Here is a 13481-nt window from a genome sequence, read left to right on the forward strand (position 1 = left end):
AATCTGTTGATTTGGACCCACAATGCTGGCATCCTGAAACGACTAACGATTGGAGTCCCATGGCGGAAATGCTTCCCGCCCAGCGCCAGCAGCGGATCATTGACCGCCTGAATACCGATGGGCAGGTACGGGTGAACGAACTCGCAGCTGCCCTGGGCGTCTCAGATATGACGATCCGCAGGGACCTCACCGAACTGGAAGCCAGGGGTGCCCTGGTCAAGGTGCACGGCGGGGCGACCCGGGAGGCGGCGGCGACCAGCCTGGAGCCGGGGTTCGCGGCGAAGATTCAGCGTGAGGCGGCCGAGAAGGCGGCTATTGCCGCGCTTGCCCTGCCGATGGTGCGTCCAGGCATGTCGGTGGCGCTGAACTCCGGAACGACCACCTTCGCGCTGGCGAAGGAACTGGCCGGGATCCAGAACCTGACCGTCGTCACAAATTCGCCGCGTATCGCCGATGTGCTCTGGCAGGCCGATGAACCAAGCCTGACTGTCCTCCTTACGGGGGGTGTCCGGACGCCGTCCGATGCCCTGGTGGGACCGCTGGCGCTGGCAAGCCTGGGCCAGCTGCACGTGGACCTCTGCTTTATGGGCGTGCACGGCGTCACCCTGGAGGACGGTTTCACTACCCCCAACATGCTTGAAGGGCAGACGAACCAAGCCTTTATGGCCTGCGCGGCCCAGGTGGCCGTCCTGGCGGACCACACCAAATGGGGCATCACCGGACTGTCACAGATTGCCCCGGTTTCGGCCGTGGACTATCTCTTCAGCGACGCGGGCTTACCCGCCAAGGCGCAGGCGGAACTTCGCCGGGTGATTGACGCCGTCCATACGGCCCCGGCCGCCTGATCCCTGCGCTGGCGGGGAATGGGTGGGCTTCCCTAGCCCGTGATCTTGTACTTGGCCCGGTCCGCTTCGTCCAGGGCAACCTGCTCCTCAGGCCTCATGGCAGAACCACCGCGGCTGACGGGCATCCACCAGGCACCGGAAGGCGGCTGTTCCGGGTAGCTGTCGATGCACTCATCGATGCCGTCCTGCAGGATCTTCTGCAACCGGACGGTTTCCTCTGCGACCGAAGCGGAAGGGTCGACGTCGACCCGCGCTCCAACGTGGATCCGCACCGGTGTTTTCCAGACGGCCTTGAGGCTGAGTCCGTGCCCCCGGGTCAGCATCCGGTGCCCGCCCCACACGGAAACGGGAATGATCGGCACACCTGCTTCGGCTGCCATGCGTACGGCGCCGGTCTTGAGTTGCCGGACGGCGAAACTGCGGCTCACGCCGGCCTCCGGCAGCACTGCCAGATAGTCGCCCCGGTGCAGCTTTTCAACGGATTCCGTGTAGGCGGCAGCGCCGTCGGAGCGGTCCACCACCACGTGTTCGCACCAGTCGCACACGGCGGCGACAAACTTCTTCCGGGCCGCCTTTTTGGTGACGAGGAACCGCATGTGGACCTTCAGCTGCTTCCACAGGAGATACTCGGCGAAGACAAAGTCCAAGTAACCGAAGTGGGTAACTGCCACCACTGCACCCTTGCCCGGCGCCACTTCCCGGTTCAGCCCGCGGATGGCTTCGTCAGTGGGAAGGTGTTCCAGGCCGGAGGGAATGACCTTGATCCGGAAGAGTTTGACCGCGGCCACTCCTGCTAGGACGATCGTGCGGTAAACGTACTTGTTCGGCCGGCGTTTCCGGGGCAAGGTTGCCTCCTGGTCTGTGGATAGCAGAGTTTCCCTGCAATCTTATCCCGGCCCCCACAGCGGCTTATAAAACCTGGTCCCAGGCTCCGTGCTCCTGCCCGCCCCGGCCGGTGCCCCGCAGCAGCAGATACTCCCAATCCATGGTGATGCCGCCATCCGATGACCGGGAGTGACGTTCTGCCAGGCCGGAGAGTTCCCGGTCCAGGGCAGCGGTCCGCTCCTCACCCCCGCCGAGACCACGGTAGACACCCATGGTGGGGCCATAGTTGGCCTTGAAGAAGTCCCGGAACTGGTCCGGTTCCGCAAACCGGTCCACGGCGAGGGTGGCCCGGCGGGTGGACAGGCCGTCGACAAGGCCGTCGAGAAGGGACGCCACATAGTCCTCGTCGCCCCACATTGGCGGGCTGGAGGATCCGGGCGGCGGCGTCGGCTGGTAATCGCGCATGATTCCGAACATTTCCCCGATGAATCCGTCCGGGGTCCAGTTCAGCAGTGCCACCGTGCCGCCGGATTTGCAGACCCGTGACAGCTCGGCCGCAGACCTGCCGTGATTGGGGGTGAACATCACGCCAACGCAGGAAATGACGGCGTCAAAGCTCCCGTCGTCAAACGGCAGGTCCTCAGCATCGCCCTCGATCCATTCAAGTTGCACGCCCTCGGACCCGGCAGCGTCCCGGCCCACTTGCAGGAGCTCTGGCGTGAGGTCGACAGCGGTCACGGAGGCCCCGGCCAGCGCCGCCGGTATGGCTGCGTTTCCGGTTCCGGCGGCTACGTCAAGCACCCGATCCCCGGGGCGAAATCCCGCCTCGGCGACAAGCGCTGCGCCAAGCTTCGACACCACCTCCCCCGCCACTGCTCCGTAGTCGCCCAGGGCCCAGAGTTTCCTGTGCCGTTCCTTGAGTTCCCGGTCCGGATCCGGGGAAGCATCTGCTGCATTCATGCCTGCCTCCTGCGCCATCGGGCACCGGGCAACTAGGAGCCCGGCAGCATGCCGCAATTCTGATCTTCCTGATCCACGCCTGTAAAGGACCGCTGGAAGGTTCGTGGGTGCCCCGCGCTGGTTATCGTTGGATATGGCCCTCCCGGATGGTGCTGACTGGAACGCGGACGGTGTTCCCAGCGGGACTGCGCCCCTGCCCGCAGCGGTCCTGGATGCCCAGCTGGGGCAGATCGATTGGTCGGTGCCGCCGGCTGGATCGCGGCCCCTGTTGATCAAGGCTCCCAGCGGCGTCCTGGCCGGCCTCTCCATGGGTGATCCGGGCAGCCCTGCTGTAGTCCTGGTGCCCGGGGTCATGGGCTCCAAGGAAGATTTCTCCCTGCTGATGCCGTTGCTTGCTGCCAGGGGCTACTACGTCCTCAGCTGCGATCTCGCCGGGCAGTACCAATCGGCGGCCGCGGGTCCGGAAAACCTCACCCCTGCCCGCAGCCGCTATGACTATGAGCTCTTTTTGCAGGACCTGCTGGCCATCCTCGAGACGCTGGGACAGCCCGCACATGTGCTCGGGTATTCGTTTGGCGGGGTTGTCGCCGAGCTGGGCCTGTTGCGGAATCCGGCCCTTTTCCGCTCCCTGGCACTGATGAGCGCACCCCCGGAACCGGGGCTGGCCTTCCGGTCGGTCAGCGTGGTGGGACGGTTCAGCCCACTGGTGTCCGGGCGCGTCAGCGCCGGGTTGATCTCCTGGGGTGTCCGGATGAACTTTGCGCGCGTTCCGGCGGAACGGATGCGTTTTGTCCACCAGCGCTTTGCAATAACGCGGAGTCAGTCGGTGCGGGACATCATGGTGCTCATGCGGCACGTTCCGGATCTCCGTGCCCGGCTTGCGCGTGCCGGCCTTCCCAAACTCGTGGCAGTTGGTGAGCGGGATGTGTGGCCGAACCGAATCCATGCCGCCTTCGCGTCCGCCATTGGAGCCAGGCTGACGGTCTACCGGGGCGGGCACAGTCCCTGCGAAAACGCTCCCAACCAGCTGGCCCGGGATCTACTCGCGCTCTATGCCGAAACGGAGGAGCGCAGCGGTTAGTGCCCTTGGCCGGGAGGGCCGTTCCGTGCCTGCCAGTCGCGGCGGGCCCGCTTACGCCGCCAGGGTGCTTCCTGCTCGAAATCGGTCCGGTAGGTAGTCCAGGCCATGGAGAGCCGGCGGCCGACTGCGTGCCAGTGCTCAAGGGGACGGGTAGAGACGCCCACGCGAAGCGTCTCGACCCAGAGGACAGTCATGTCCGGGGTGAGCTGGTAGCTCAGGTCAAGGTCGTCATGGATCCGTTCGCCGGTGCGATTCATCCGCTCGCGCAGCCGTTTCCACATCTGCGAGCGGACGGCGAAGTTGGAGCCGAAAAGCGGCGGATGGCCAAGCAGCCCGGACATGGACCAGCGGTAACCGTCGATGTAGATGTTCTCTGCGAACCAGCGTGTGAGCCGGTTGCTTCCGTAGAAGTCGCCCGGCCCCGTGACGGCGGTTAGGGGGCCAGCCCCCTCCACCAGGCGTTCCAATCGTTCAAGCCAGTCGGGCGGCGGCACGGAGTCGGCGTCGAGCCGGGCAATGATCTCTCCGCTGGCGGCGTCAAATCCGCAGGCCGTGGCCGGAGAAACCCCGGGCAGGGGTTCGACTATCCGGCGTACCCCGGCCGCGTCGCAGACCGCTGCAGTGTGGTCGGTGGAGGCATTGTCCACCACGAGCGTTTCATCGGGCGGCCGGGTCTGTTGGGCCAGGGCCTTAAGGCAGTTGGCGAGGAACACGGCGTCGTTCCTTGATGGAATAACTACTGAAATCGTCGCCATGTCCCCTGCCTTTGCCGGCCCCCGCCATCCTCCCACCGGACGGGGACCGGCGGAAGAACGCGGCCGGACTGATGCTTCGGCCGAGGGCCATTGCCGGGCCCTGCCCGACGGGGTGTGCATCTCCGGTGACTTAGCCTCGACGCGTGCGCAGCTCTGGTGGCTCCGCCCGGGAAACACCCGCCAGGCCTGCGCACTCAACAACTGCCGACCCGCGCCAGGGCTGGAAACAGCGGAGGGCGGGATCCTAATAGGTCCCCGCCCTCCGCTTGCTATCTGTTAAGAGAGTGCGGTCCGCTAGACAGTTACGGTGACTGCGTCGTAGTCGTAACGCGGCAGGCGACCAAACCAGGGGTTCTCGCCGGGCTTGCCAATGTTGACGACCTGGAAGGTGCGATGGGTCGTGCCGGCGTTGAACTCGGCATCAATCCCAGCGGCGTCAAAGCCAGCCATGGGGCCCGCGGCCAGGCCAACGGACCGGACGGCCATCAGGAAGTAGGCAGCCTGCATGTGGGCATTGTTGTTAGCCATGACAGCGCGCACTTCTTCGTCACCGTCGAACATCGCCTTGCGCTCGGGCGCATGCGGGAAGAATGTCGGGAAGCCTTCGTGCCAGTCGGCGTCGAAGCTGAGCACTGCGACCATCGGCGCGCTGGCAGTCTTGGCCTTGTTACCGTCTGCCATGTGCTTCACGAGGCGCTCGCGTGCTTCGGCGGACTTTACCCAGGTGATGCGCATCGGCTGGATGTTCATCGAGGTGGGACCCATTTTGGTGAGGTCGTAGATCGCGCGCATCTGCTCTTCGGTGACAGGTTCGTCGCTGAACGTGTTAGCCGTACGCGCTTCCAGGAAAAGGGTGTCGAGGGCGGCGCTGTCTACGACAAACTCGTCCTGGCTGTACTCGGTGGTGCCACTGGTCATGGGGGACAACAACTTTCTCTCGGGGCAGTTTCCACTAATAGGAACGCATCTATCCTCCGCATGCTTCCCAACCCGGGGGTGACACTCCTCACACCCTGGGGCGGGTGGAGCCCAGTGGGCTTGGGGTGTTCAGGAACCTCGGGACCTCAGGGGCTACAGGAACCTCAGGGGCCTCACCGGTGACTACGACTGGGACCGCGGGCGGGATCTATCCGGGATTGCGGCAGAGAATCGGCCACTTTGGGAGAAATCGACCGTTTTGGGATTTCCCTGCCATGGCGCAGCGGAGGGAAATCCCTAAGTGGGCGAATACTCCCAAAACGGAGGAAAACTGTGACACAAAACGGAGGGGAAGCCCCGTAACGCAGGGAATCAGCATCACGGTCAACGGTCGTTAGTCCATTTTTCGCCGGCTGGGCTGCACGCGTGGCGGTTCACCGGGCATCTTCGGATAGTCCGGCGGGAACGGCAGCTCCCCCAGCCCGGAATCCAGGTCCCGCTGCCACCAGCCCAGCAGTGCATCAATTGTCCCCGGGTACTCGCCAAAGGCCGCCCATGGGTCACCGGTCCCGGCCAGCCGCGCGGGCACGGTCTGGACTGTAAATGCCCTGGGGTCCACGGTTGGGAGTTCGTCCCAGGTGATAGGGGTGGACACCGGGGCGTGCGGCAGCGCCCGCGGACTGTACGCGCCGGCCATGGTGCGGTCGCGGTTGGCCTGGTTGAAATCAACAAAGACCTTCTCTCCCCGTTCCTCCTTCCACCACGACGTCGTCACCTGCTCCGGCATCCGGCGTTCCAGTTCCCGGGCGGCGGCGATGACGGCGTGCCGGACATCCTGGAACTCGCGGACGGGTTCAATCGGCGCGAAGACGTGCAGCCCACGGTTTCCGGAGGTCTTGACGAAGGCGTTCAGCCCGGCCTCGGCCAGGACGTCCCGCAGCGCCAGTGCCGCCGGGACGGCGTCGTCAAAGTCCGTGCCGGGCTGTGGATCCAGGTCGATGCGCAGCTGGTCAGGGTTATCCGAGTTACCGGCCCGGGACGGCCACGGATGGAACACGATGGTGTTCATCTGCACCGCCCAGACCGCGCCGGCCGGTTCGTCAATGACCATCTGCGGGTGCGACCGCGCACTGGGATAGACCACCATCACGTCCCGCACATAGTCCGGCGCCCCCTTGGGCGGATTCTTGGAGAAGAACTGTTCGCCGTCGATCCCTCCCGGGAAACGCTGGAGTGCAAGGGGCCGGTCACCGTTCGCCGCAACAAAGGCGGGGCCGACGGCGGTCATGTACTGGGCGAGGTCCAGCTTGGTGAAGCCGGACTCCGGCCACAGCACCCGGTCGGGGCTGGAGATGCGGACCTCGCGCCCGCCGTTGGGCCCGGGAACAGAAATGGTTGTCGCTTTCGCCGCCATGCAGGCAGGCTACCCCGCCATCGTGCCCCTGTCAGCGCGGGCCCGGCGCGTTCCGCCCCGGAGCTGACGTGGACGAAGTGGCAGAGGACCATGGATGCAGCCACCAGGCCGGCGAATAGGGTGCGGCGGCTCCCGGCGCACCCGTCAGGGAGTTTGCTGATGCTCTTCCGTTGAGCTGCGCGTAACGGCATACTTTTTGCCCATGGGCTGCGAACAAGCATCCGCCCTCATCCTTCACCGAAAGGACTTCGCTATGTCCAGCATCATGAACCCCTATCTCAGCTTCCGGGACAACGCCGCTGAAGCGATGGCCTTCTATCAGAGCGTCTTCGGCGGAACGCTGGAGAGCACATCCTTCGCGGAAATGAATGCCAGCCAGGACCCGGCGGAAAATGAGAAGGTGATGCACTCGCAGCTGACCACTGACAGCGGCTTTATCCTCATGGCCTCCGATACACCGAACAGCATGGAACTGGATCAGGGCAGCAGCTACTCGATCTCACTCAGCGGCGACGACGGCGATGACCTGCGGCGATATTGGGACCGCCTGCTCGACGGCGGAACGATGGTTCTGCCGCTGGAGGTAGCCCCGTGGGGAGACACATTCGGAATGCTTGCCGACCGGTTCGGCACCAGCTGGCTGGTCAGCATCAGCAATCCCCAGTCGGGCGGCTAGCGCCAGCGGAAGAGCCTGACGGCGAAAAGCGCACAGGCACCGGTCCATGCTGCCATCACTCCAAGCTGGAGCGGATCCGGGGGCTGGCCGTACCACGACGCAGTCAGGCTTTGAGCTGCCGCGCCAAGCGGAGTGAAGCCTGCCAAGGAGGCAAAGGGCTCTGGCATCAGTGGCCCCGGGGTCCAGACGCCGGCGAAAAACAGCGAGGCGAAGAGGAGCAGGGTGCCCGCACCGTTGGCCGTTTGCGCGCTTTTAGCCCGGGCTCCAACAAGTGCGCCCAGCGCCAGCATCTGAAGGGCGGCAAGCAGGAAAACCGCCAGCGCGGCGAACGGCAGCTGGGGAGGTGCCGCACCCAGCGCCCATACAGCGATCCCGGTGGCGACGCCGGCGCCGGCCAGCAGCGACGCGGTGCTGACCGCCAGCTGAGCGGTGAGAATGCGGTGGGCTCCGGCTGGCGTCGCGCCGAGCCGGCGGAACAGGCCCATCTGCCGGTATCCCCCGAGTGTGGAAGGCAGGTTTGTGAGCCCAACGCTCGCCACCACAACGCACAGCGCCATCGGCACAAAGAAGTCCAGGGCGCTCAGTGATCCGGGGCCGTCCAGCGGGGTGCGGGTGCCCGGGATCAGCAGTCCCTGCAGGAGGAGCAGGGCTGCTGGGAAGCCCAGTGCCATGAACAGGGCTACCGGATTCCGGAGGAAGAGCCTGCTCTCTGTGGCCAGCAGGGCAGCCGTGGCTGAATGTTGTTTGAGGGCAGCTGTGGATGCTTCCATTACGGATTCCGCCGTTTCGTCTCGAGCAGTCCAAGGTAGGCGTCGGTCAGGTCCTGGACGGCCGGATCCTGCTGCCGTGCGGCGGCCACCAGTTCGGCGGGTGCGCCGCCGGCAAACGTGGTGCCGCCGTGCAGTACGGCGACGCGGTCGCACAGCCGTTGCGCCTCGTCCATAAAGTGGGTGATCAGCACAACGCTCAGCCCCTGCTCCCGCATCCGCCGGATGAGTTCCAGGATGTCCCGCCGGCCTTCGGGGTCGAGTCCAGTGGTCAGCTCATCCAGCACCACGATCCGTGGGTTGCCCACCAGCGACAGTGCGATCGAAAGCCGTTGCTGCTGGCCGCCGGACAGGCGCCCAAAGGGGGTTGCCCGGCACTCGGTCAGTCCAACGGCCTCTAGCAGACCGGAGACGTCCTGCGGCGCCGGGTAGAACGACGCGAAAAGCGCCACCGCCTCCCCTACCCGCAGCGCCGGCGGCAGCTGGGCGGACTGCAGCTGATACCCCACCGTCTTTGCTATCTGCGCCCGGTTGCGGTGCGGGGCCAGGCCCGCGACCTGCACGCTTCCGGAGTCCGGCCGCAGGGCACCGGAGAGGCATTCGGCTGTTGTGCTCTTTCCGGCACCGTTCGGTCCGAGGATGCCGAAGATCTCACCTTCCTGGACGGTGAAGCTGACGTCGTGCAGGACCTGTTTTCCAGCGAGCCTGACCCCCAGATGCTGCACTTCGATCACCGGAGCACTCATGGCCTTTCCTCCTGACGGTGCGGCAGTCCCTGGGAAAGCCACCACAGGAGCTGCACTCCCACCATGACGGCGGCGCCGGCGAGGAGGTCCGCCGGCCGCCAGGGAGCGCCGTCTGCACGGAGCACCGCCGTGGCGAAAAGCAGTGCCCCCAGGACGGCGGCGAGGCTGAAGGCCTGCGGCCAAAAGTCCCGTGCCGGCTCACCGCTGAGCCGCGACGCCCGCAGGTGCCAAAGCAGTTCCATGGCCATCAGCAGCACCACCGCTGCTCCGGCCCCCACGCTCCAGGCCGCGACACCGGCGGGAAGGCCGCTGCCGCTGAACCGGACGCAGATAATAAGGAGCCCTGCGAACAAGGCCGCGGCCCGGAAAGCCGCCGTGGACACGATCCAGGCGGTGGGAAGCGTGCGGGCGAGGTCCTGGCGCCGCCGCGGGATGTAGGACCAAGCGTCCCTTTCCGTCTTCCGTGCACCCAGACCGGCAATCACGGCAACGGAGAGAGGTCCCACGATCGGGGTGACAAAGTTGTTGCTGACGGACCACAGAACCGCTGCCAGCAGGAAAAAGAGCTGGGGCGAGGCGGCTTCCCGGAGCCACAGGGAGTACAGGAAGGGCCGCCGGGCGTCTGCCTGGTCCAACGGGTGGACCAGGCGCTGCCGGTCCTCGTCCGGCAGATCAACGTGTTCACGCATGCTGCTCATGATCTCCTCCAGGGGACGGTTCCGATATACGGCGGTTTGAAACCCGCCCGGCCCACTTCATAGACCTTCTGGCGGGAGATCCCCAGTTCCCGCGCCACGGAAACGGCACTGTAGTCCTCCAGCAGCAGGGCAACCGCGGCCGAGCGGATGCCGGAGGCACGCGAATTCAGGGCCGATGTCAGCGAACTCAGTTCCGCTGCCAGCAGCGCGGCGGATTTCAGGCCGCCGAAAGGGTCCGCCCAGCCAGGTTCTGCTCCGGAAGCAGCCGCGAAGAGCGCATCTCCTCCGTCCCGCAGGACGGCATCGACGTCGGATGGCCCGAGCCCGGCTTCCTCGAACCGCGCGGCAGCCTCCTTCAGCTCCGCGGGATTCGTCCGGTGGGCCAGCACCTGCGGCCAGCCGGGGCCATCCGTTCCGGTGCGTCCGTCAGTGCTGTCATCCCAGGGTTTACGATTCATGGTTCCCACGCTAGGACCGCACCCAGACGTCGTCAACCCCGGGGCGACAACTATTTTCCATGCCCCTGGCCAGCCCCCGTTCCCTGTCCGGTCAGGTCCCGGTCGTCAGCGCGAGTGCAGAAAGACTGCTCCGTTTCTGACCCGGCGTTCATCAATCAGGCTCATCCCCAGCCTCCAGTCCTGCGGGCCTAGGCCGCGCCCGCGGGCTCGGCAACGATGCACAGCTTGAAGGGCCGCGTATGCTCGGGTCATGGCCCGCTATTTCGACATTCACCCGGACAATCCACAGCCCCGCACGATCGGCCAGATCACGGCCCTGATCCGCGACGGAGGACTGATCGCCTATCCCACGGATTCCTGTTACGCCCTCGGTGCCCAGATTGGAAACCGGGAGGCCCTCGAGCGGATCCGGACCATCCGCAACCTCGATGCCAAGCACCATTTCACCTTGGTCTGCCGCGATTTCGCCCAACTTGGCCAATTCGTCCAGGTCAACAACGACGTTTTCCGTGCCATCAAGGCCGTAACTCCGGGTAGCTACACGTTCATCCTCCCGGCGACGAAAGAGGTTCCGCGCCAGTTGCTCCACCCCAAGAAGAAAACCGTGGGAGTGCGCATCCCGGACAACAAGGTGGTGCAGGCTCTCCTGGCCGACCTCGGGGAACCGATCCTCTCCAGCACCCTGCTGCTGCCGGACCAGGAAGACCCGCTGACCGAGGGATGGGAAATTCAGGACAGGCTGGAACACCTGGTCGACGCCGTCGTTGATTCCGGCTATTGCGGGCCGGACCCGACCACGGTCATCGACTTCTCATCCGGCTCCGCCGAAGTCGTCCGCCGCGGTACCGGCGACCCGTCGCGCTTCGAGTAACACCCGCGCTTAAAGAGAACGCGCTTAAAGAGAATCAGTACCGCCGTCTCCGGAGTACGCATCGAAGGTTGACTTCCCTGCCACGCCCCTCAAGGGTTGACCCACTTGACCAGGGGGGAACGCGCCATCACTCGCGTGCTCTGAGACGGGAAACCACAAATGAACAAGGGAACTCTGGCAGTAACGACGGCGATACTGGGCGGGCTCGTCCTCTCCGGCTGCGGAGGCGGAGCCGGGACCCAGCCGGTGCAGGAGTCCGCCGGCGAACAACTTGAGTCCGCAGGCCACAAAAAGGACAGGGAGCAGCCCGCGGAACAACGGGCGAAGAACATCATCCTGATGGTGGGTGACGGGATGGGCACCGCCCAGCGCAATGCCATCAGGCTCTCGCACGTAGGCCTCACCGGGGAACTGGTGATGGACTCGCTGCCGGAATTGGGACTGGTCCACACCAACTCGGCGGATCCGGGCACCTTTGTCACCGACTCCGCGGCCGCGGCCACCACCATGTCCACGGGTGTGAAGACCTACAACGGCGCAATCGGCGTCGACCTGGATGGCCAGCCTGTGCCCACCGCGCTGGAGATTGCCGCGGCCCTGGGTAAATCCACCGGGCTGGTGACCACCGCGCAGGTCACGGACGCCACCCCGGCAGCGTTTGGCTCCCATGTGGCAGACCGCGGGGAACAAAGCGAGATCGCCCGCCAGTTCCTGGAGTCGAGCCGGCCGGACGTTATCCTCGGCGGCGGAGAGGATCACTGGTACCCGGCCGGGAATCCCGGAAAGCACCCGGACAACCCACCCGAGGACCCTGCTGAACAAAGCTCCGGCACCGTGGACCTGGTCGAACAGGCCGAGGCTGATGGCTACGAATATGTTTGGGACGAGGCCGGACTGCTGCAGGCCCAGGGCCCGAAGGTGCTGGGACTGTTCGCCAATGAGGAGATGTTCCAGTACGGGGAGGATGTCACGGAAATCTACGAGCCCACCGTCCCCCTGCAGACCATGACCCAGAAGGCCCTCGACCTGCTTTCGTCCCCGGCAGCGGACACCCAGGCGCGGCACGGTGGTGGTGGCGGAAACGGCGGGAACAACGGTGGCGGCGAGGACGGCGGTTTCTTCCTGGTAGTCGAGGATGAGGGCATCGACTCAATGTCCCACGTCAACGATGCTGAACTCACCATCAAGTCCGGCATCGCCTTCGAGCAGTCCGTGGCAGTTGCCCGGGACTTTGCCGAAGCAGACGGGAACACGCTGCTGATCGTCGTCGGGGACCACCAGACCGGCGGCATGACCATTGAAGCGGCCAACGACGACGGGGACGAATCCGGCGACGGGATCTCCGCCGAAGACGGCCCGCTGCCAGTCGCGAACTCCGACCAGGTCTTCAACGTTGATTGGACAACCGGGGGCCACAGCGCCCTGGATGTCCCGCTGACCGCCATGGGCCCCGGCTCCGACCAGCTGCGCGGGTTCTATGAAGACACGCACATCTTTGATGTTATGGTCGGCCAGATGCGTGCCGCCGCCGGACGGTCCTCACTTGACCTGCAGTCCCACCGCGGCGGCCGCGGTGAGTACACGGAGGAGTCCCTGGCAGCGTTCCGCCATTCGCTGGAAGTAGGCGTGAGCACACTGGAACTTGACGCGCTCCTCAGCCGGGACGGCGCCGTCGTTGTATGGCATGACGACAGGATCCAGGCAGAGAAATGCCGGGATACCGCGCCGGTGACACGCAATGATCCGGCTTTCCCCTACGTCGGAGACCGGGTGGTGGACCTGACCCTGGCCCAGCTGAAGACCCTCGACTGCGGCTACCAGCAGCTGCCCGGATTCCCCGAGCAGCAGGTGGTGGAGGGCAACCGGATCGCGGAGCTGAAGGACGTTTTCGCCCTGGTCCGGGAAATGCGGGCCCGCGGCGTCGGGATGAACATCGAAACCAAGGTGGAGGACGGGCAGGCCGGCGGCCCGGGGATGGAAGCCCTGACCCGTGCCGTGGTCCGGGAGATCCGGCATTCAGGGATGTCCGAGAGCATCACGCTCCAGTCTTTCGACTGGTCCTCGCTAAATCTGGCCGGCCGCCTGGCACCGCGCCTGACCCTGGTAGCGCTGGCTGCCGGGCCGGAGACCCTGGAAATCGGACAGCCGGGTGCAGCTCCCATCCTGGGTGGCATCGACATAGACGATTATGAGGGCTCAGTGGTGAAGGCCGCGGCAGCCCAGGGATACGACGTCGTCTCTCCGATCTACAGCAGCGTTAGCCGGCAGACGGTTGGCGAAGCACACGAGCTGGGGCTGAAGATTGTGCCGTGGACCGTCAATTTGACGGCGATGATGAACTACCTGATCGATCTGGGCGTAGACGGGATCATCACGGACTATCCGACCCGTCTGCGGCTGGTGATGGAGGAACGCGGCATCAAGCTGCCGCGGGCCTACGGCGGCTAAGCAGCCCGTCCGCGGACGG

The 13481-nt window shown here is 65.4% G+C and carries 14 protein-coding genes; 5 read left to right on the forward strand and 9 right to left on the reverse strand.

What is annotated here, in order from left to right; genetic code table 11:
- Nucleotides 1–59 precede the first annotated feature (59 nt).
- Nucleotides 60–845 (forward strand): DeoR/GlpR family DNA-binding transcription regulator, encoded by a 786-nt coding sequence (locus RTN46_RS07195; RefSeq protein WP_312180159.1) that lies wholly within the window; start codon nucleotides 60–62, stop codon nucleotides 843–845.
- A gap of 32 nt (nucleotides 846–877) precedes the next feature.
- Here RTN46_RS07195 and RTN46_RS07200 read toward each other — a convergent pair whose 3' ends face one another.
- Nucleotides 878–1690, reverse strand: coding sequence for a lysophospholipid acyltransferase family protein (locus RTN46_RS07200; protein ID WP_312180161.1), 813 nt, complete (start codon nucleotides 1688–1690; stop codon nucleotides 878–880).
- A 64-nt stretch (nucleotides 1691–1754) separates the two neighbouring features.
- Nucleotides 1755–2630 (reverse strand): methyltransferase domain-containing protein, encoded by an 876-nt coding sequence (locus tag RTN46_RS07205; protein WP_312180163.1) that lies wholly within the window; start codon nucleotides 2628–2630, stop codon nucleotides 1755–1757.
- A 133-nt stretch (nucleotides 2631–2763) separates the two neighbouring features.
- On the opposite strand from RTN46_RS07205, the gene RTN46_RS07210 reads away from it, so the two are divergent.
- Nucleotides 2764–3711, forward strand: a complete 948-nt coding sequence (locus RTN46_RS07210) for an alpha/beta hydrolase (protein WP_312180165.1) — start codon at nucleotides 2764–2766, stop codon at nucleotides 3709–3711.
- On the opposite strand, the gene RTN46_RS07215 is transcribed toward RTN46_RS07210, so the two are convergent.
- The 3 genes from RTN46_RS07215 to ligD all read right to left on the reverse strand — a co-directional run bounded on the left by RTN46_RS07215 (nucleotide 3708) and on the right by ligD (nucleotide 6798).
- Complete coding sequence (locus tag RTN46_RS07215; protein WP_312180167.1) at nucleotides 3708–4466, reverse strand: glycosyltransferase family 2 protein; 759 nt, start codon at nucleotides 4464–4466, stop codon at nucleotides 3708–3710. The two genes, RTN46_RS07210 and RTN46_RS07215, sit on opposite strands and share 4 nt — an antisense overlap.
- 294 nt (nucleotides 4467–4760) lie before the next feature.
- Entirely contained in the window at nucleotides 4761–5384 is a 624-nt protein-coding gene (locus RTN46_RS07220; RefSeq protein WP_312180168.1) for a malonic semialdehyde reductase, read from the reverse strand.
- A 394-nt stretch (nucleotides 5385–5778) separates the two neighbouring features.
- The gene (gene ligD, locus RTN46_RS07225; protein ID WP_312180170.1) at nucleotides 5779–6798 is read right to left on the reverse strand and encodes a non-homologous end-joining DNA ligase; all 1020 of its coding nucleotides are present in this window, start codon (nucleotides 6796–6798) and stop codon (nucleotides 5779–5781) included.
- A gap of 253 nt (nucleotides 6799–7051) precedes the next feature.
- On the opposite strand from ligD, the gene RTN46_RS07230 reads away from it, so the two are divergent.
- Complete coding sequence (locus RTN46_RS07230; RefSeq protein WP_312180172.1) at nucleotides 7052–7474, forward strand: VOC family protein; 423 nt, start codon at nucleotides 7052–7054, stop codon at nucleotides 7472–7474.
- Here the strand turns inward: RTN46_RS07230 and RTN46_RS07235 are convergent.
- The 4 genes from RTN46_RS07235 to RTN46_RS07250 are packed head-to-tail and all read right to left on the reverse strand — an operon-like array spanning nucleotide 7471 to nucleotide 10143.
- Nucleotides 7471–8244 carry an ABC transporter permease gene (locus RTN46_RS07235; RefSeq protein WP_312180174.1) on the reverse strand — a complete coding sequence of 258 codons (774 nt, stop codon included), beginning with the start codon at nucleotides 8242–8244 and terminating at the stop codon, nucleotides 7471–7473. The two genes, RTN46_RS07230 and RTN46_RS07235, sit on opposite strands and share 4 nt — an antisense overlap.
- The gene (locus RTN46_RS07240; RefSeq protein WP_312180176.1) at nucleotides 8244–8987 is read right to left on the reverse strand and encodes an ABC transporter ATP-binding protein; all 744 of its coding nucleotides are present in this window, start codon (nucleotides 8985–8987) and stop codon (nucleotides 8244–8246) included. Before RTN46_RS07240 ends, RTN46_RS07235 begins: the two co-directional genes overlap by 1 nt.
- Complete coding sequence (locus RTN46_RS07245; RefSeq protein ID WP_312180178.1) at nucleotides 8984–9685, reverse strand: hypothetical protein; 702 nt, start codon at nucleotides 9683–9685, stop codon at nucleotides 8984–8986. Before RTN46_RS07245 ends, RTN46_RS07240 begins: the two co-directional genes overlap by 4 nt.
- Nucleotides 9682–10143: a hypothetical protein gene (locus RTN46_RS07250; protein ID WP_312180180.1), complete on the reverse strand. Its 462-nt coding sequence runs from the start codon at nucleotides 10141–10143 to the stop codon at nucleotides 9682–9684. The genes RTN46_RS07245 and RTN46_RS07250 overlap by 4 nt, the downstream gene beginning before the upstream one ends.
- 250 nt (nucleotides 10144–10393) lie before the next feature.
- Here RTN46_RS07250 and RTN46_RS07255 point away from each other — a divergent pair, with 250 nt between their 5' ends.
- Both RTN46_RS07255 and RTN46_RS07260 read left to right on the forward strand, forming a co-directional pair.
- Nucleotides 10394–11014, forward strand: a complete 621-nt coding sequence (locus RTN46_RS07255; protein WP_312180181.1) for an L-threonylcarbamoyladenylate synthase — start codon at nucleotides 10394–10396, stop codon at nucleotides 11012–11014.
- A gap of 159 nt (nucleotides 11015–11173) precedes the next feature.
- Nucleotides 11174–13462 carry an alkaline phosphatase gene (locus RTN46_RS07260; protein ID WP_312180182.1) on the forward strand — a complete coding sequence of 763 codons (2289 nt, stop codon included), beginning with the start codon at nucleotides 11174–11176 and terminating at the stop codon, nucleotides 13460–13462.
- Nucleotides 13463–13481 lie beyond the last annotated feature (19 nt).

Origin of the sequence: Arthrobacter sp. (genome assembly GCF_031988865.1) — a bacterium.
In the GTDB taxonomy this organism is placed as follows: domain Bacteria; phylum Actinomycetota; class Actinomycetes; order Actinomycetales; family Micrococcaceae; genus Arthrobacter_B.